We start from the raw sequence: 20033 nt of genomic DNA, 5'->3' as shown, positions 1-20033 counted from the left end.
ATAAGGAGCAAATGAGAAAAAAAGCCTGTTTTTGGTATAGCAATTGATAGTAATTTTATCGCTAAACCACCATGACAGAACATTTTTTTGAACATCCATTCGTAAAACTACATTATTATAAATTTGGTACCGGCCCGCGGCATATGCTCTGCTTTCATGGCTTTGGGATGCATGGCAAGCAGTTTAAGCTGCTTACAGCCCAGCTGGGCCAGCAGTATACTTTCTGGGGCTTTGATTTGTTTTTTCATAAAGAAACGCGGCTAACAGATCAATCGCTTACTACAGTAAAAAAGGGTTTGTTAAAATCAGAACTCGCAAGCCTGATACTCGATTTTTGCAAACACCAGCAGATCAGCTCTTTTTCTGTAATAGGGTATTCAATGGGTTCGCATTATGCTACTGCACTTGTAGAAGAGCTGCCTGCTATGGTAAATGAATATATTGTTGCTGCCCCTTCTTCGGTATATCCGGGTAAGCTTGTCCGTTTTTTCAGCAGCAATAAAGCCGGGAATAAAATGCTCGAGAAGTTTCTGCTTAGCGAAAAAGCTACGGTAAGGCTTATAGATTTTGCCCGATGGCTCCGCTTTATTGATGCAACCGGTCAGAAACTTTTACACAAAGAAATCGGGACGCCAAAGCTGCGCTTTGCTTTATATGCCTGTTTTACTTACCTGCGGCTGCTGGAAACAGACGAAGACAAGCTGATCAGCAATCTGGAATCCCATAAGATTAAAAGTATATTTATATTTGGGCGGTACGACAAGATGTATTTACCACGTATTGGAAAGCGTTTCTTTTCTAAATATACATCAGGAGATGTAATTGTACTGGAAGAAACCCATGAAATGATCAATCTCAACTTTGTAAACCGGCTAGTTCAATCCCTCTTATGATCATTAAATCGAAACCACTTTCTCCCTTCCTTTTCAGAATTGTTGTTTTTCTGATTGGCCGGATATTAAAAAGGCGTTTCAATAAGCTGGTGATCCGGGATATAGATCTTAAACCCGGTCATTCCTACCTGCTGATGTGTAACCATTTCAGTTTTCTGGATGGTTTTCTGGCTTATTACCTGTGCAATAAGGTATTCAAAGAAAAGGGTGTTTTTAGGAGCCTGTATATCATGTCGCTGAAAAAGCAGATGGAGAAAAACAAATGGCTCCGGTATTTTGGCTCCTTCTCTGTTGAGCCGGGTAAGCGCTCTGTAAAGGAGAGTTTTGATTATGCTGCCGAGGTGTTATCTGTGCCTGGCAATGTACTGCTGCTTTATCCCCAGGGCAACCTGGAAAGCACGCATATCAGACATATTTTGTTTCAGAATGGGCTTAAGGAAATTGTTCCTTTTATCTCTGGCAAATGCCAGCTCGTTTGGAGCAGTAACCTGATTGAATATTTTGAAAGCACCAAGCCTTCGGTTTATTTTAACCTGCTGGATTGTGGCACGAATGAAGGTTTTGATTTTGAGGTGTTGAAAGAAAAAGTGAATGCACATCATAAGGATGCGATCACAAAAAGCATCCGGTTTACGAAAGAACCTGCTGTTTAGCTTACTAACCTACTTATACAAACTTTCAAGCTATCTCTCCAATAAGGTACTGCAATTCCAAATGTTGATTTGATTTTTGATTTGTCCATAACAGAGAATTTGGGCCGTGTAGCTTTTGTAGGGTAAGCCGATGTTGGAATAGGATTAACCTTAACATTTGTACTGCTCAATTCAAAAATACCTTTTGCAAAATCAAACCAGGACACTGATCCCTCATTGCTATAGTGGTATACACCATAGGCCTCTTTTCCAGAAGCTATAATATCCAAAATTGCCCCGGCAAGATCAATGGCATAAGTTGGCGAGCCAATCTGATCTGCAATAATGCTCAGTTCATCTCTTTCTGCACCCAGCTTTAACATGGTTTTAACAAAGTTGTTGGCATATTCGGAATACAGCCAGCTTGTTCTGATGATGTAATGCTTTACAAGCGTGTTTTCAATATCCTTCTCACCTTCCAGTTTGGTTAGGCCGTAAACGTTTATAGGCTTAGCAATGTCATCTTCCTTTAATAATGTTATCTCATTACCCTCAAACACAAAGTCTGTAGAAACATGAATTAACGTAGCACCAAATTCTTTGCAAACCTGAGCGACGTTTAAAGCGCCTTGCTGATTGATTAACCTGCAAAGTTCTATCTCATCTTCAGCTTTATCTACCGCAGTATAGGCTGCACAATTGATCACAAAGTCAGGTTTCTTTTCAGCAAACAGATTTTGCAACTTTTCAACATTCAGGATATTGCCTGCAGCTTCATCTGGAAAGTCAAGCGTATCAATATTTCGCTCTACAGCAACAGCCTTTAAGCATTGGCCAAGCTGGCCGGAGGCACCTAATACTAGTGTTTTCAAGTTTTGTTTTGATCTAATGGGTTACTAATATACTGTTAAAAATCCTGATACAAATTCCTGAATGTACTACGTAAACCAAATGTGAATAATGCAGTGTTGGTATTTTTTACTGAATTGGTTTCCCTTCTCAATATACCACCCAATTCTAGTCGAAGGTTGTATTTTGGATTGATCAGATAAGAGGCCCTTCCTTCAGCAAAATAAAGATTGGTTTTAATACCTTGCCCAATGTTATTACCATAATCAGCAACTCTCGTATCATATCCTTTAAAAATATCTTTACCATAATTCATGCCCTCGGGATCCAATCCATACCGTGCATACATTACCTGTCCCTGCAAATCAAATCTCTTATAGCTATAGTTCAATATACCGAGCACCTCCTTAAAATTAGCACCCATTGGATGTGCTAATGGTTGGTTCATAGCAGCGTAGTTGGATATTCTGTCAAAGTGAGCATAAGTGTATGGTCTTGCTGTATTGAATTCAGCCAGATAGTTTAAATTTTCAACCTTAAACAAATCTGAGCCTCTTACACCCAACTGCAAAGCCCATTTGTTTGCCCAATAGCCTTTGTTACCAAAAAATTCTTTTGCGGTGAACTCATCAATCATGAATTGTCCATAAACAGTTGTTTTATCCAGGATTTCGTATTTGCTATTGATACCTAAGCGCATTTTATCTGGCGAAGTTGTATTGGCTCCTTCCACAGATCTTAAGAAGATAAAGGGATGGACATAATTAAAATCAAAGCCGCGCTTTCCTTCTTTTTCTGCATCAGCCCAGGTTACCGCCTGGAAAAACCCAACAGAAAAACGATCAGTAGCATTCCAATCAATGTAATGCATTGCTGCCCATTTACCACGGTCGCCAAGTCGTCTGTCAGTAGTCAATTTTTCTGCACCCGGATCCAGCATGTAACCAAATATGGTTTGATATTGTACATTCCCCAATGTTGCCCTTACCCTTAAAAAAGAATAATTAGCGGCTACATCAGATAAAAGCATCGAACGGTAACCGTCACCGATGAAGTTCTTATCATAGCCCAAAGCAACGTTTAAATGCTTGTTGGGCGTATAAGACAATAAAGCCGTAACATAAGACCAGTCTTTTGTCTTCTTACCTAGCTTTCCCGTCATTTCACTTGGCACTACCTGATTGGCATTGATAAAATCTGTAATGTAGTTGGCAAATACTCCTTGATTCTCAAAGCCATTGGTATAAAATGAAAATTTATCCCCTACTGTTCCACCGATCTGAAAACCTCTTGTATTTTTCCAGGCTGTAGAACTATTTTTAAAATCACGACCAATTAATAAATCAGGGAGATAATCTGCATATACCGTATAGTCATCCCCCTTAACATTAACCAAATGCTCTTGTGTTAGTTTTCTGCGAAACCATGAACGTTGATTTAAGGAATCTACGCCCATATCCATCAAATTCTGATAGCGATTTACCAGCAAAGAATCATCCGCATAAAACCCCTTAATAGCAGAGTGTGAGCGATTATTTACATCATATACAGATTTATTCAGTTTCTGATAAAATTGGTAAGAGTAGGGTATGTTTACATTAGGCGTTTGAGCGCTCAAGCTTTGAAAAGCCAGAACGAATACACCTAGCAATAGGATTTTTCTCATTCTTAAGGGGTTTCTTCTACCGGAACCTGGGTATCCAGTTCTTCAAATACGGAATTTTTACTAATAAATTCAGGCACAATTATCTTCATTTGCTTTACTACCTGCCTATTGTTACTATTTGTAGCAAACTGTACCAGTTGATAAATCTGGGCTTCAATCTCATTAAATATATACTCTCTTACCTGTCCAATCATGATTTTTTCATGATGTGTAGGCTTGGTCACTTCACTATCATTTAAGAGTTCCTCGAAAAGCTTCTCTCCCGGTCTTAGTCCTGAATAAGAAATTTTGATGTCCTGATTAGGAACCAATCCAGCCAAACGAATCATCTTTTTAGCCAGTTCAGCAATTTTTACAGATTTACCCATGTCAAAAACGTAGATTTCTCCTCCTTTGCCCATACAGCCAGCTTCCAATACCAAGCGGCAAGCTTCCGGTATAGTCATAAAATAACGGGTGATTTCGGGATGAGTAACGGTAACCGGGCCACCCTTTTCTATTTGTTGTTTAAAACGAGGGATTACTGATCCATTCGAACCCAAAACATTTCCAAAGCGGGTAGTGATGAATTTAGTAATTGGTTTTACATTACCATCATTCAAATAACTTAGCCCATTCGAAAATATCAGATTAGGATTGTTTAATGAATTATTCAGCGATTGCACATAAATTTCCGCAATACGCTTAGAGGCCCCCATTACGTTGGTAGGGTTTACAGCCTTATCTGTCGAAATCATTACAAATTTTTGAACGCCATGTTTCACGGAAAGATCTGCGATAGTTTTAGTACCCAAAACATTCGTTTTGATCGCTTCTGCGGGGTTATCTTCCATTAATGGCACATGCTTATAAGCCGCGGCATGATATACATAATGCGGTTTGTAAGTAGTAAAGAGAACTTCCATCCTCTTTTGGTCTTTTACATCACCAATAAAAGCATGAAAATTAGTATTTATGTGGGTTTCTTCCAATTCAAGATAAATGTTATGTAGTGCAGTCTCGCTTTGGTCACAAAGAATAATTAAACCTGTTTCAAATTTTAGCAACTGCCGTACTATTTCACTGCCAATTGACCCCGCTGCTCCAGTAATGAGTATTCTTTTATCTTTTAGCTGATTCTGAATGCCATCAATATCTATTTCGATAGTTTTTCTATTTAATAGATCTTCAATATTGATGTTTTGAATTTGTGCAGTTGTCACATGCCCTTTGGCCCAAACTTCAGGGGAAGGAATGTTCAAAATTTTGACATCATTCTCCAGACAGATATCTACTACCTGATTTTTCCTTTCAGATGGAATGGTGTAAGAAGCAAAGATAATTTCGTCTACTTCATGTTTGGTAATTAGATGCTCCAACTGAGCAGCATCCAGAATCCTCACACCGTCAATAGTCTTTCCAACTTTGCGCAAATCATCATCAACAAAGGCAATAATCGTTTTATTTACCTTAGGATCATGATCAAAAGTTCTTTTGGTAGCAACACCTGCTTCTCCTGCTCCATAAATGATAATCCTGATTTTGTCCAGATTAGCATTCTTTATGTACATAAAAAAGTACTTTACTATAATCCTATAGGTAATCAGCAACAAGAAATTTGAAAGTGTGTAAGTAATGATCGTTACACTGCTAATTACGTGTTCCCCTGTTATTACAATTGCTAATGCATGGGTAAAAAAGAGGATTAAGGAACTTAGTATAACCGCAAATAAAATCCGGAAAGAATCTTGTGCCGAAGTATATCTAACAATTCCGGCGAATGTTTTTACAGAATAGAATACAAAGGAATTTACAGCTATCACTAAAACTACTGCTTTATAAAAAGCAAGGAAATCAATAGTATTGACGATAAAATTGTTCTGGAGAATGACTGCAAATGCAAGCGCTACGATGCTCAAACATATGTCAATTGTAAAAATAATCCAGCGTGATACAATTTGTAGTTTTGTAAACATACACCTTACATAAAAATGATCCTTGCAAAACTAACAATAATTAAACCAAATTATCACATTAAACTAATAGGAAAAAGATTAAATCTTCAGAATAACATCAAAAAATCTAAAATTCTGATTTCTTCATCAACTTGCCTTTAAAAGAAATGTAGCATACAGCTAATGGCATGGTAGTTAGGAAAAAAAGATAGGAAAAGCCAAAGGGGACAAAAATAATTAATCCAATGATTGTAGCCTGGATTATGGCATAAGAAGCGGAAACCAGCAAATGTGGCCATTTTTGATCATTTGCAAGAATTTGATAAAAGTGTAGCCTATGCGCTTTAAAAATATTTTGTTTTAATATTAGACGATGAATAATAGTGAGTGTCGCATCCACTCCGTATACAGCTAAAAATAAAATATAAATGTAATTATCTGTTTGAACGACTAATTTCAAAATCAAAAAGGAAATCCAAAATGCAATACTTATACTTCCCACATCTCCAGCGAAGCATTTTGCTTTTTTTCTGAGATTGAAAAATAGAAAAACTAAAGTTGCCAGAATAGGCAGCCAAATCAAATCTGGCTCGATGAAAGGAGTTATATAATGATTAACATATTGAAGGCCAAATAATATTACCAGGCTGTACAACCCGGTGATTCCATTAATGCCATCCATAAAATTGTAGGCATTGATAATCCCGATACACACTATATATAGCGCAATGCAGATATACCACGAATAAAGCTGAAATACGTTAGTGGAAATGAAAAGCAAGGTTACTGCAGCTAAGTGAAAAAGGAGCCGGATTTTATTTGACAAAGTGATCCTGTCATCAATAAAACTTATCACCCCAATGATCAGCATTCCAACTATTGGCATCCAAAAAGAAAGATGCATAATCAAGCTTAAGATTGAAGACACTAAAAGCACAATCCCACCGCCTCTGATGGTTACTTCTGTATGAGAACTTCTTTCGTTAGGCTTATCAATAATATTGTAATGGTCGGCTACCTTAAAATAACTGATCATGAAGACGAACATCAAGAAAGTATAAAGGAAATATTGCATGTTAATTAATTTTAAAATCACTTAATACTGAGCTAGGGCTCCAACCAAATGCATTTACTGCCTTCTTATCATCAAAAGTAAGATTCTTTGTAATTTTAGTAAAAACACCTGAATTAAAAGGTGAACGGCTACCTAAAAGATCTCCAGCGTAAGCTACAGTTCTTGCTATCCAAGCAGGTATATTGAACGGTTTCGATTTACCTAGCCGACCTGAAATATATAAGGACAACTCTGAAAAACTAGGATGCTTTCCATCTGTTAAGTTGTAAATTCCTCCTATTGAAGCTACCTTAGGGATTATACCCGCAACATCTTTTGCCAGCACCATGCTCTTACGTGCGGTACCACCGGCAATATCAAAATAATACCCTTTAGATATTCCCTTTATCATAGCCTCAAGATTACCCGGTGGATTTGTCCCGACAACAAGTGGTAACCTGAGAATAGTACAAATCACATTATGCTTCTCACACCAATTTAGAATTAAATTTTCTGCTTGCACTTTACTCAACCCGTAGGGGTCTACGGCAAGTAGTTCACATTCTTCATTTATCAGATTTCCAAATTCCCTACCATAAACCGCAACCGAGCTAACAAAAACAAGAGCTTTGGGCGGAATATGTTTTTCTAATCCATTTAATAAAAACTGTGTTCCCTGGACATTCATTTCAAAAAAAGCTCTTTTCTCATTATCAGTTTTAGGAACTACGTGTGCCTTTCCTGCACAATGAATAACGAGATCATATGGCTTACCGATACACAAATTATCATTGGAAAAATCAAAACAAACATCATCAATTTTATTTCTGCCTAATGTATCCAACTCGAATTGAGTTTTAAGCTGTGTATAAATGTATTTACCTAAGAAGCCACTTGAGCCGGTCAGCAATATATTTTTAATCACCATTTGAGGTCAGATCGTTAAGATAAAACATAGATAATTTATTCCAAAACTCTTGCTGGCTAAAATTCTCCTCGATGTAGCTGCGCGCGCGCCCTTTAAAACGGCTCCTTAAATCAGGATTATCAATCAATTTCTCAACGGCAATGTTTATTTCCTGAACTGACTTTGGTGCGATTAAAAGACCGTTAAAATTATGTTTAATCATTTCATTGCATCCATTAATATCAGTACAAATTATACAACATTTCATTGCACAGGCCTGCATGATTACCTGAGGAAACCCCTCTCTATAGCTGGGCAAGATAAAAATGTCAGAGAGTGATAAATAAGGTCTTATGTCTTTTTGATGATCAATTCTTATAATATTATCATCATTACTAATCGTTTCGTAAATTTTTGGCTCCAAAGGTTCTTTTGGTTCTTCTTCACCAACAAGTATTAACTTCAGATTATCATATCTTTTTTCTAAATCAACGAAGGACTTAACGAGTTCATTTATACCTTTTGCACTGGCCATTCTGCCTATATAGCAGATAACAAAATCATTATCTGACAGTTCATATTGTTTTTTTATAGGAGCCAATTTCTGTTCATCTAAAGCTCCGGGATCAAAATAGGACAAATCAATTCCGTTACTACTTCCTTCACCTATAACTTTACTTTTGCTTTTTGATACCCAACCTTCCTTCAATACATAATCAGCTTGTACTCGAGAATTAAAAAATATTACAGAGGAACATAAATAAGTGATTTTCTCACACATTATTAGAATCTTTTTAACAACACCCGTTTTTTCAACTAGAGGAAGTCCGGCAACTGTATGAATTCTCTTAGGCACTCTACAAATGAATGCAGCCAACATGCCAATTAGCCCTGCCTTTGGAGAATGGGTATGAACAATCTCTGGTTTTTCCTTTAAAATATAAAATATCAACACAAATAACGCCTTAAGATCATTGAGAGGGGTTATCTTTCGGGTAAGAGTTAGCGGAAGATATTTTGCTTCTTCTTCTACAGCGACGTCATCGATTAAATCATCTTTTGTACATATTAAAATGTAATCAAAGCCCTTTTCCTTAATGTACTTAAACTGTCCTTTTAGCGTAGCTCTAAACGAATGCGAACTTGTAGCTATTCTAAAAATTTTATTTCTTTTCAAAGCTAAAATAGGTTTTTTGAAAAATGATGATATTTTTTTGATTAAACAATGAGGCAATTTACGAACTTCGCTTTATAACATTATCTTCATCTCTGTACCAAGCTTGAAACATCAATACTGTCCATAAATGATGCTGCCAATTTCGCTTACCACTTAAATGTTCAATCCATTTCGTCCTAATTGGTTTAACATTTAATATACCTTCTTGTATCATTTTCCCCTCATCTAATAAATCCTCCGCCCAATCCTTAAGTGGCCCTCTTAACCAGGAATCTATTGGTATGCTAAATCCCATTTTTGGGCGTTCAATCAACTCCTTTGGAACATACTTATAAAGAACCTCTCTTAATAACCATTTTCCCATACCATCTTTCAATTTGTAATTTAATGGTACTTGCCAGGCGAATTCAACAATGCGATGATCTAAAAACGGCACTCTTGTCTCCAAAGAATTAGCCATTGCGGCACGGTCTACTTTTACAAGGACATCATCCGGAAGATAAGTCAACATGTCCAATCCCATCATACTTTCGATATTCGATAAATCACCAAACTGTTGCAGATTGGCTGTCGGCAATAAACCGGCTCCCAATACCACATTATCTTCGCCAGACCACTGTGTAGTTAATGTATTATACAGTTCTTCCAGGTTCATACTCGCAAGTACCCGTGAGGACTTATGCATCTTATCTCCGAAGTTCATCATTCTATGTTTTTTTGGTATGACACCTTTAAAAAGGGCATACGCTTCGTTCCAGGCTCCGGGAGAAATTCCATGCATAGTTGTTGCTATCAGCTTTCTAACCGCTAAAGGTAAACCCGAAATTTTTGACCATGTATGATTGGCAATGATATATCTATTATATCCCCCAAACAACTCATCTCCAGCGTCTCCTGAAAGTGAAACCGTAACATTACGCTTAGCTAATTTCGTTATTAAGTAAGTGGGGATTTGCGAAGAGTCCGCAAATGGCTCGTCATACATTGTCGGTAACTTGGGAATAACAGCCAAAGTATCTTTTGCCTGTACATAAAGTTCCGTATGGTCCGTTTTTAAATATTCCGCTATATTTTTTGCATGTACGGCTTCGTTGTATTTTTTTTCATCAAAGCCAATTGTAAAAGTTTTAATTGGCTGCGATGACTGCGACTGCATTATTCCAACAATAGTACTCGAATCAATTCCCCCGGAAAGAAAAGCACCCAATGGAACGTCCGACATCATTTGTCTTTTTATCGCATCCTGTAATAAATCGTCTAATTTCTGGGGCAACTCATCCGGTTGAAGATTATTTTGCAGTCGTTCATCATTATTTTCAGAAATAACCGCCTTTAGATCCCAATATTTAATAACCGATGGCATGGGTTTGTTTAATGAAACTGTTAATATGGAACCAGGAGTTAATTTACTTACACCTTTATAAATCGAATAAGGTGAAGGCACATAGTTATACCTGAAATATAACGACAACGCATCTTTATCAATTTCGCCGTTAAATGCCGTATGAGTTTTCAAGGCTTTAAGCTCAGATCCGAACAGAAATGTATCACCTTGCCACCCATAATAAAGTGGTTTTTCTCCAATTCTATCTCGTATCAGATAAAGTAGCGCATTTTCTCTATCCCACAGAGCAATGGCAAACATCCCGATTAAGGAGTTGACAGTACTTTCAATACCGATCAGATCAATCGATTTTAAAACTGTTTCAGTGTCAGAATACCCTCGCCACTTAATCTCCAAAAAGCGATTTGAAAGCTCTTTTCGTAAATCCAAGTGGTTATAAATTTCTCCGTTAAAGATCATCACGTATCTTCTTGACTCAGATAGCATCGGTTGATGTCCCAAAGGTGATAAATCCAAAATAGACAATCTCCTGTGCGACAATCCGATTCCGTTATTTTCATCAAACCATACACCAAAATCATCCGGTCCCCTGTATTTAATAGCTTCTCCCATAGAAAGAAGTTGCTTGTCAAAATTTATATTTTTCTCTTTAGTTAAGAAGCCTGCTATGCCACACATACTTAGTTATTTATTATTTGAGAGATGATTATATAATAATGAATATTCCGCAACAATCTCATCTATCATAAAATTTTGCATTATTCTCATTTTTGCCTCTTGACCTAATGAAATTCTATCGATATTGCTCATTTCAAGAAATCTAATCAATTCAATGGCGAGAAGTTCTGGGTTTTTAATCATTACAACTGTCCCCGTATCCCCGACAACGAACTTTGAATCGCCACTATCTGTAACCACGCAAGGCACACCTTTTAGCATTGCCTCCCCAACAACATTAGGAAACCCCTCCGAAATTGACGACAAGCAAAATACGTCTAAAATAGATAGATATAAATTAACATTTCTTGTCTCTCCAATCAGTATAAAATTTGATACGAGGTGCTCAGCGCTAATCCACTCCATTAATGTTTTATTATTTACATCCAAATTTTTACCGACCATTAAAAATTTAGTAAAAGGTTTTTCCCTGACAACGATAGCAGCTGCCTTAATAAAGGTGAGATAATCTTTATCATGATGAAATCTACCCACAGTTCCAACAATTAAAGTTCCTGTGTCAATATTTAGTTCAGTTTTCAGCTCGTTCAATATCTTTGAATCGATATCCTCAGCCGCTACAAATCCATTAGGAATAACAACTAGCTTCTTCCTCGAATATCCAAATTTAGCATGCTGTTGCAAGGAAGCATTCGCTGCGCAAACAATCTTGCTCGGTACAAAATAAGATAATACAGCACACAACCTCATTATGATTATGGTTGTAAAGGAAGCGAGCGAAGTAAATTTAGTTTGCCTGATATTCCAGACAACCTTTATTTTACGAAGCTTAGCAATGATTCCACCAATAAAATCGGCGTGATAGAGCCAAGTCTGAACAATCTCCGGACTATATTCTTTTAACAATTTATTTAATAAAAATAAAGCTTTAACTGAAGTCGAAAATGAGTTCATGTTTAAATAATAAACTTGGACATTATTTGACACTAACAAATCTCCTATTTTGTCTCTTGCGGTTAAACAGATCACAACGTCGTCTAAACCTTGTTTTTTTCTTCCAAGTACAATTTTACTAAGCATAGTCTCCGCGCCACCTACGCCGAGAGAAGTAATAATGTGCATTATCATATCTCTTCAAAAAGGCGTTCATATTGTGACAAAATTCTTTCGGGAGAAAATTTGACATCAACAGATTCTATTATTTTCAGTCTATCCAAGTGAACGTAAGCATCTGGATTATTTAAAATCCTGAAATACGCTTCATCATCATCTACCATATAGCCATTAACTGCTTCTTCAATAATTTCATTCGTACCACCTGGAGCAGAATACGCCAGTACAGGAGTTCCCGAAACACAACTTTCAAGTAAACTATTCGGAAAACCTTCAACAAACGACCCTTGTAAAAACAAGTGATGATTTTCAAGTTGTCCTATTACATCATGAGTATGTGGGATGTATTTAACTTTATCGCTTAGCCCAAAACGATGAACAATCTCAAAAATGCTATCCTTCAGAGGACCTTCGCCAATAATTGTATACTCAAATTCAAAAGTAATTTTCGCAAGCTGGTTTAAAATCCTTATATGCCCTTTCTCTTCACTTAACCGACCTATAGTTATAAATTTAACTGGTGGCACGTTTTTCTTAACAAACGTTTTTTTTGTAGAAGAATTTGCCTGAGTAATCGGATTGTTAATTACAGTCAATCTTTTACCTTGGATACCATAGTGATTTCTAAAATCATTATACATATCATAAGATTGACAGATGATCATATCTGCCTTCCCATAAATCCATCTGATTAGATTTGGATTAAAAATTAAGCGATGAGAAGTATACTTACTCATTTTTGATATCACACTGGCTTCTCTTATAACTATCTTTTTGCCTCTCAAAAACACCTTCAACAACCCGAGAAATATATTAACATGCACTATTGACCCAACGATAATCCTGGGTTTAAATCTAAATATCGCATTTACCAGTTTGGGAATAGCAAAAAGTAGTCTCTCTTCTTTCAAAAAAACCACATTCGGACCCGTTTCATAAGTCGCGTCTTTTTCAAATCCCACTACGACCAATAATACGTCAAATTTAACTTTATCAACTTCTTTAGACAAGAAAGACAATACCCGCTCCGCTCCTCCAGCCTTTAGACTTGGAACAATTATCAGAATTTTATTTCTTTTCATGCCCTTGATAGAAACCAAACTCCTCATACCATTTTGCCAATACGTATACTCTCCAAATATAGGACGAATAATCTCTGGTACCATTAAGATGAGCATCAATCATCATTTTAAACTTTTTTACGTTTAGATTAGGAACTGTTCGGAGGAATTCATCAGAAAGTGTTTGCATGAATTCTTCCCGAAGTTCATTACGTATCCAAGATGAAATCGGAATCGCAAATCCTTTTTTAGGTGCAGTAAATATATCTTCCGCAATATATTCCTTTAAAAGATCTCTTAATATTTTCTTTCTAACCCCTTTCCTATACCGAAAAGAAATTGGAAGACTTCTGGCAAATTCAATTATTCTATAATCTAAAAAAGGACTTCTAACTTCAATTGAAGAAGCCATACTTGCTCTGTCCACCTTCACATTACTGTCGTTTTCCAGCCATAGCTTTATATTTAAGTCTGCCGCATTCTGATAAACATCATTGCTCAACTGGAAATACTTAGCATAATGTTTAAACCAAGAATCTTCTCTCACCAAAGTAATCGAATTAAATCCTCGGAAGATTTCCAGAATAAATTCATGAATAGTGCTGATTGATAACAGTTCTGTGTATTTAGCAGCTTTTGGAAATATCTTGCCAATAATTCTTGCACCTAAAATACCTCTCATAAATCCCGGGATCTTCAAGAAATACGCGAATTTTCTTATCCATTCAAAATAATTGTATCCTATAAAGCTTTCATCTCCGCCATCACCCGATAAGGCGACGGTAACATGTTGTCTTGTAATAGAGGCCAATAATATTGAAGGAAGCGCGGAACTGTCAGCAAACGGTTCATCGTACACACCTATCAGCTGAGGTATATGTTTAATAACATCTTCAGGTGTACATTTTATCGTTGTATGGTTTGTACCTAAAATACTACTATAAGTTTCTGCAAGTCTACTTTCATCATATTTAGACTCATCAAAGCCAATCGAATAAGTATTTACGGTATTCCCAGCAACAGAAGATGCAATACTCGTCACAAGAGCAGAATCTATACCTCCAGATAAAAAAGTACCAATTGGAACATCAGATTGTAATCTTATTTTAACTGCATCAGCTAATAGTTTCTTTAATTCAGTTTTCGCTTCATCATAAGAAATATTTACGAGTTGAACTTTCTTCAAATTCCAATACTCACTAATTGTCAGCTCATTACTATTCAAATCGACATACATGTAATTACCGGGAGGTAATTTCTTGACTTCATTATATATAGTAAATGGACTCGGAATATAGGTCAATTCCAAGAACATACTCACAGCCGAAGCATTAATTGTTTTTTCATCCGCGATGGGCCTTAATTGGCTGCAAATCTCAATCTTCCCGTTATCCCACGAATAATAAAGTGGTTTTACACCCAGTCTATCCCTCGCCACAAATAGTGTGTTAGTCTGCTTATTGTAAATAGAGAAAGCAAACATACCATTAAGCTTGTCGAGACAACCTACCCCCCATTCTTGATAAGCAATAATCAATACCTCTGTATCACTATTGGTATGAAATGAATACCCGCAAGCGACCAACTCTTTTTTAATATCCAGGTAGTTATATATCTCGCCATTAAAAACAATAATCAGATTGTCGTGAACAAATGGTTGATTAGATCTGACATCCAGATCCAAAATTGCTAATCTGAGGTGCCCAAAAACAATATTACCAACTTCAAGTATTCCAGTACAATCAGGCCCCCTAAATTTAATCTGTTCCAATTTAGATTTTGCCTCACTAGCATTTTCGACAATATTGCTCACATAAATTCCACACATACTAATCTAAATATTTCTTAAAATCACTATCAATAATTTTATCTATTCTTTCTTTATAGTTAAGATTTTTGTCCAGATCGTCATCTGAAGTATAACTTTCTAAAGCCCGCTTTTTGTATTCATCATAGCTCCCGATTATTTTCGCCGGATTTCCGCCAATTAGAACTCCTGATGGCACGGATTTAGTAACAACACTTCCTGCTGCTATTACTACATTGTCATCAATTTTGACTCCAGGTAATATTATGCTATTTACACCTATGAATACATTATTCCCTATCAATACTTTCTTGTAAGAATATCGTCTACCCTTTTGATCATTAAACAGCCATGTTGATCCATCATGAGTTAAAATTATAACTCCTGATGTCACGGTAACCTTTTCACCGATTTCAATCAGCCAAGGCTCTGTTCCAAAATTCGTAGTATAAATCCTACAATTTTTACCAACCTTAACTCCCTTTCTTCTGGCATACACCACTCCTCCTTTTGTAAAAAAAAGGACCAAATCAAACACTTTATTTAAAAATTCCTTCATATTAATAGCTATTTGTTACCCTTTTAATAAATAAATTGTATAACATAACATACAAAATAACACCCGATATAAACCCTAATTGAACACTAAACCACCCATGAAATGCATAAATAATAGTTAAAGTCTGGATTACAGGTATAATCTCCTTACTTTTTAAAAAATAATGATTAATTAAAAATGGCACTACTATTATTAAAATGATAAAAAAAATATAAAAGACATTCTCAATCGGACTCAATACTAGAAACCAACCTGCTATTCCAACATTTGTATACCATCCAAGTGCGTCAATATCAGTGTCTCTGCTAAATAAATCTCTGTCAATTAAATAATTAGTCGTAAGATACTTTTGCATACTTACCCTTTGCGCTGAATAAGAAAACAAAAGCCCTAATCTATTATCTAAATAGAAGGGTATTATTTCATTATCATTTAAGGCCCGACTTAACTGGGCCTGCTCTTGATATATTAAAATAACACCGGACACTTGCTGTAACCTATTCATCAATGCACCTGCTGACTCAAGTGCTGTATGAGCCTGAAAGTCTTCTCCTCCTCGCAATATATATTTATATTTATCTATTACGGGGTAAAGCAACGCCAACACAATTATTACCAATAAACCTCTTCTTACGACTCTCTTAAAGGGTATCACATTTAGCTGATGGTAAAATTCTATAAAAAACAATATCAACCAAATACCCGTCCAACCTTGTAATATAGACGTAATTAAATAGACAGCAAGGTTAAACCAAGGAACTCCATTTTTCCTATGGTGACCATAATAAACTAAGAAAAGTGTATCTGAAGGTATATAGCTAGCCAGTAAAACTAAATAATTACTAGATGTTGAAACGCCTCCAACTCTTCCAAAATCAAAAATGATTAGTACAATCAATTGAAAAAACTGCAATATAAAGATAACTACTCCTAAGTAACTACTTGGGGCAGAATCCCTATAAGCAAATCCAATTTTATTAAACGTTAACGATACATACTTTATGAAATAAAAAGACAGAAGCACTAAAATCAAGGAAATACCTATTTGCCAATAACTCGCAGTTAGTGGTAGAGGAATATTGTCTACAAATAGCAGGTCAATAACTGAGGTAAAACCGGCCATAAATATATTCGGTATTACATAGGCTAAGAAGGGCAGATACCACCACTTTTTTATACTGTTATATGCATCTGCCGTCGTCATTCAGTTAATCCTTTCTTAAAATCCTGGCAGGTACCCCTACAGCAATGGAATTATCTGGAACATCAATAAACAGAACAGAGTTCGCTCCTATGATACAATTATTTCCTACCCGAATATTTCCCATTACTTTGGCACCCGTTGAGATTACACAATTATCACCAATAGTTGGATGGCTGTTTAAACCACTCTCGGTATCTTTATTTCCTAAAGTCACACCATTGAATATTTTACAATTGTTTCCTATTATGACTTCACTTCCAATAACAATATCATGACCATGAACAAAAGTTACATTCCTAGGAATTGTTGCCTTACATGAAATGTCACTGGCAAAAAAAATTCTGATTAAATATTCAAATCCAACAGAAAAAAAATTACCGACCATAGGAATTTTTAAACTTTTCTGACCCAGAAGCAGCAATAGCTTCATCTGTTCCAAATGATTAAATATAGAATAAATCATAAATAAAGGTCTTTATCAACTTTTTTAAACTTAGTAAGAATATTGATCCTTTTCGAATGAATTAATCGAAGAGATTGTATCTTAAAACTCATACAAGTACTTAAAAATGCATAGACACCATAAAATACTGTTCTTTGACGATGCTTTAAATCACTCAATAGCAACAAAGCTATTTTGGCATTTATTTGCGATTTATCAATCAATTTATCCTTATAATATCTTAACAGCCATTTATAAATTTTAATCTTAATTTCATAGTTATGAGTAAAACTTATTCCAATATTACTTCGATATACGCCGTAAACAGCATCAGAAACAAAAGCCGCATACTTCTTTTTATTTATAACTTTTAAAACATTAAACGGAAAATCCAATTCATAATAATCCAGCCAGTCTCGATGCTCATAATCGCGTCTATACATCTTGGAACTATTAAAACCAATAGTTATATTAGATATTAAATCTACAATATCTATTTTTTTGTAAACTATTCCATTTTCAACATAATTATCTTCATACATGAATCCACTACTCTGATCTATTGAATTCATTCTGTGCCATACGATAGCACAATCTGGATTTTCATCGAGATAATCCGCTTGAGCTTGTAATTTTCCCGGCAAAGTATAATCATCACCATCAAGGTGGACTACATAGTCACCCCGTGCCTCAGTATGCGCAAAAACAAAATTCCGAAATGGTCCGATATTTTGCTCGTGCGAAACAAACTTTATCTTATCTGAATGGGCAGAAGAATACCTGCTTAGGATATTTTTTGTCTCATCAGTCGAACAATCATCTGCTATTATTATCTCATATTCAAAATTTACAATTTGAGCCAGCACGCTATCGATACACTTTTCAACATATTTTTCCTGATTGTAAGTAACAATACAAATGGAAACTTTCGGCCCAGAAGACGTCATATTTTTATTTTTATAGTTTAAAACAGTTTGGCAAGATTCAATGGTTCAAGATATTTAATGACTTTCGCCGGCACACCCACAACTAAACAATTGTCCGGTACATTTTTCGTCACAACCGCCCCCGCCCCGATGATTACGTTAGTGCCAATCTTAACGTCAGGCAATACAACCACATTGGATCCTACTTGAGTAAAACTACCGATTTCACACCGGCCAAGAAGCTGGACATTTGGTGACAATTCAACAAAGTCGCCAATAATACAGTCATGAGTAACAACAACATTATAATATACTATTCCCCCTATTCCAATCTTGGTACTATTAGAAAAGGTAGCACCACTAAGTACATTTGTACCAATACCTAATGTCACATTGTAGTTCCCGATTCTTGCAAATGGGCTAATAGCCGAGCTGAATTTCCCTCCAAGTTCTTTAAATTTAATATACAACTTATTTCTCAACTGAGGATTACCAAGACCAAGTGTAAATTCGGGTCCATGTGCTTCAAAATATGCTTTTACCTCCAACTCATTTTTTAAAACCTGAAATCTTTCAAAGACCGATTGGTTAGCATTTATGTCATCATAAAAAGCCAAATCAGAAAGATTATTTGTATCATGAAATATCTGCAATATTTCTTTAGCAAATCCACTCGCTCCTACAATTAACATACATTTAATTATTTTGTGTCCTTAACAATAACCTACAAATTAAATCAACTTCTTCAAGGCTCAAATCATGATACAACGGCAAACACATAACCCTTCTGGCAATATCCTCAGTAATTGGCATTTCAACGGATTCTACATAAGGCAAAACTGTGGAAAGTGAAGGATAAAAATATCGTCTTATAAAAATTTCATTAAGTTTTAAAATCTCGATGCATTTATAAAGCAGGCTTTCATCTTCTACAACTATTGGGTAATAAGCATAATTCATAGTCGCAAAACTATTCCACACAGGTTTAACACCTTTGAAATTCTTAAGCTTTTTATCGTAGTGCTCGCAAATCAACTTTCGATTGGTATGAATACTTTCTATATGATCCAAGTTTGCTAATCCCATTGCCGCGTGAAATTCAGAATTTTTCCCATTCAGGCCCAGTTCTGCAAAAGCTTCCGGCCCATTAAACCCAAAATTCCTTATGTAGGCTAATTTCTTTAAAACAGCCGCATTCTGCGTAATCATCAACCCACCTTCTACTGAATGATAAAGTTTGGTAGCATGCAAACTACAGGTCGTTATATCTCCGTACTCAAAAACTGACTTACCTTCAACTTTAACTCCAAAGGCATGAGCACCATCATAAATCACTTTCAAATTGTATTTATCAGCAATCTTCTGAATTCCCAATACATCACAAGGATTACCGTAAACATGAGTTGCTAAAATCGCTGTTGTTCTTTCTGTAATAACTTCTTCGATTTTCTTCACGTCGATATTTAATGTATCCTTATCAATATCTGCAAATATAGGAGTACAACCTTCCCATACAATGCTGCTTGTCGTCGCAATAAAAGAAAATGGAGTAGTTATAATCTCTCCTTTTAAATCAAGGGCTTTAATGGCCATCTGCAAAGCGACCGTACCATTTGTTACAAACAACAAATGATCGATGCACAAATGATCCTTTAGTTTCATCTCCAACTCACTAGCCAATGGCCCCATATTGGTTAGCCATCGACGGTGCCATATACCTTTTAAATATTTTTCGTAATCTTCTTTAGGTGGCAAAAAAGGTTTGGTAACAGGGATCATAAAATTT

At 35.9% G+C, this 20033-nt stretch carries 18 protein-coding genes; 2 read left to right on the top strand and 16 right to left on the bottom strand.

Features of this window, described 5'->3' with window-relative positions; all coding sequences use genetic code 11:
• The first annotated feature begins 71 nt into the window (after window positions 1-71).
• Together B9A91_RS13065 and B9A91_RS13060 are read left to right on the top strand one after the other, a co-directional pair.
• Window positions 72-893, top strand: coding sequence for an alpha/beta hydrolase (locus B9A91_RS13065; RefSeq protein ID WP_084239212.1), 822 nt, complete (start codon window positions 72-74; stop codon window positions 891-893).
• Window positions 890-1546: a lysophospholipid acyltransferase family protein gene (locus B9A91_RS13060; protein ID WP_084239210.1), complete on the top strand. Its 657-nt coding sequence runs from the start codon at window positions 890-892 to the stop codon at window positions 1544-1546. Before B9A91_RS13065 ends, B9A91_RS13060 begins: the two co-directional genes overlap by 4 nt.
• On the opposite strand, the gene rfbD is transcribed toward B9A91_RS13060, so the two are convergent.
• The 16 genes from rfbD to B9A91_RS12980 all read right to left on the bottom strand — a co-directional run bounded on the left by rfbD (window position 1543) and on the right by B9A91_RS12980 (window position 20026).
• On the bottom strand, window positions 1543-2397 hold the full coding sequence (gene rfbD, locus B9A91_RS13055) for a dTDP-4-dehydrorhamnose reductase (RefSeq protein WP_084239208.1): 855 nt from the start codon (window positions 2395-2397) through the stop codon (window positions 1543-1545). The two genes, B9A91_RS13060 and rfbD, sit on opposite strands and share 4 nt — an antisense overlap.
• 35 nt (window positions 2398-2432) lie before the next feature.
• Entirely contained in the window at window positions 2433-4040 is a 1608-nt protein-coding gene (locus B9A91_RS13050; protein WP_084239206.1) for a gliding motility protein RemB, read from the bottom strand.
• Window positions 4041-4042: 2 nt separating this feature from the next.
• A complete protein-coding gene (locus B9A91_RS13045; protein WP_084239204.1) occupies window positions 4043-5995 on the bottom strand; it encodes a polysaccharide biosynthesis protein in 1953 nt (650 codons plus the stop codon).
• 106 nt (window positions 5996-6101) lie between these two features.
• Window positions 6102-7010, bottom strand: coding sequence for an MraY family glycosyltransferase (locus B9A91_RS13040; RefSeq protein WP_235012546.1), 909 nt, complete (start codon window positions 7008-7010; stop codon window positions 6102-6104).
• A 40-nt stretch (window positions 7011-7050) separates the two neighbouring features.
• A complete protein-coding gene (locus B9A91_RS13035; RefSeq protein WP_235012545.1) occupies window positions 7051-7956 on the bottom strand; it encodes an NAD-dependent epimerase/dehydratase family protein in 906 nt (301 codons plus the stop codon).
• Entirely contained in the window at window positions 7946-9112 is a 1167-nt protein-coding gene (locus B9A91_RS13030) for a glycosyltransferase family 4 protein (RefSeq protein WP_159451696.1), read from the bottom strand. Before B9A91_RS13030 ends, B9A91_RS13035 begins: the two co-directional genes overlap by 11 nt.
• A 58-nt stretch (window positions 9113-9170) precedes the next feature.
• Window positions 9171-11135 (bottom strand): asparagine synthase (glutamine-hydrolyzing), encoded by a 1965-nt coding sequence (gene asnB / locus B9A91_RS13025; protein WP_084239197.1) that lies wholly within the window; start codon window positions 11133-11135, stop codon window positions 9171-9173.
• Between the two features lie 6 nt (window positions 11136-11141).
• Window positions 11142-12257 carry a glycosyltransferase gene (locus B9A91_RS13020; protein WP_159451695.1) on the bottom strand — a complete coding sequence of 372 codons (1116 nt, stop codon included), beginning with the start codon at window positions 12255-12257 and terminating at the stop codon, window positions 11142-11144.
• A gap of 2 nt (window positions 12258-12259) precedes the next feature.
• Window positions 12260-13330 carry a glycosyltransferase gene (locus B9A91_RS13015; RefSeq protein ID WP_159451694.1) on the bottom strand — a complete coding sequence of 357 codons (1071 nt, stop codon included), beginning with the start codon at window positions 13328-13330 and terminating at the stop codon, window positions 12260-12262.
• Window positions 13317-15137, bottom strand: coding sequence for an asparagine synthase (glutamine-hydrolyzing) (gene asnB, locus B9A91_RS13010; RefSeq protein WP_084239191.1), 1821 nt, complete (start codon window positions 15135-15137; stop codon window positions 13317-13319). Before asnB (B9A91_RS13010) ends, B9A91_RS13015 begins: the two co-directional genes overlap by 14 nt.
• A 1-nt stretch (window position 15138) precedes the next feature.
• On the bottom strand, window positions 15139-15675 hold the full coding sequence (locus B9A91_RS24535) for an acyltransferase (protein ID WP_144008919.1): 537 nt from the start codon (window positions 15673-15675) through the stop codon (window positions 15139-15141).
• Window position 15676: 1 nt separating this feature from the next.
• On the bottom strand, window positions 15677-16879 hold the full coding sequence (gene wzy / locus B9A91_RS13000; RefSeq protein ID WP_084239187.1) for an oligosaccharide repeat unit polymerase: 1203 nt from the start codon (window positions 16877-16879) through the stop codon (window positions 15677-15679).
• A gap of 4 nt (window positions 16880-16883) precedes the next feature.
• A complete protein-coding gene (locus B9A91_RS12995; protein ID WP_200815638.1) occupies window positions 16884-17309 on the bottom strand; it encodes a serine O-acetyltransferase in 426 nt (141 codons plus the stop codon).
• A gap of 29 nt (window positions 17310-17338) precedes the next feature.
• Complete coding sequence (locus B9A91_RS12990) at window positions 17339-18268, bottom strand: glycosyltransferase family 2 protein (RefSeq protein WP_084239184.1); 930 nt, start codon at window positions 18266-18268, stop codon at window positions 17339-17341.
• Between the two features lie 17 nt (window positions 18269-18285).
• Window positions 18286-18939, bottom strand: a complete 654-nt coding sequence (locus B9A91_RS12985) for an acetyltransferase (protein WP_084239182.1) — start codon at window positions 18937-18939, stop codon at window positions 18286-18288.
• A gap of 4 nt (window positions 18940-18943) precedes the next feature.
• Window positions 18944-20026, bottom strand: coding sequence for a DegT/DnrJ/EryC1/StrS family aminotransferase (locus tag B9A91_RS12980; RefSeq protein ID WP_084239180.1), 1083 nt, complete (start codon window positions 20024-20026; stop codon window positions 18944-18946).
• Window positions 20027-20033: the final 7 nt, after the last annotated feature.

The sequence above is a fragment of the Pedobacter africanus genome, assembly GCF_900176535.1.
Lineage (GTDB): Bacteria > Bacteroidota > Bacteroidia > Sphingobacteriales > Sphingobacteriaceae > Pedobacter > Pedobacter africanus.
The sequence above is the reverse complement of the archived record's forward strand: the minus strand, read 5'-3'. Positions and strand labels throughout refer to the sequence as shown.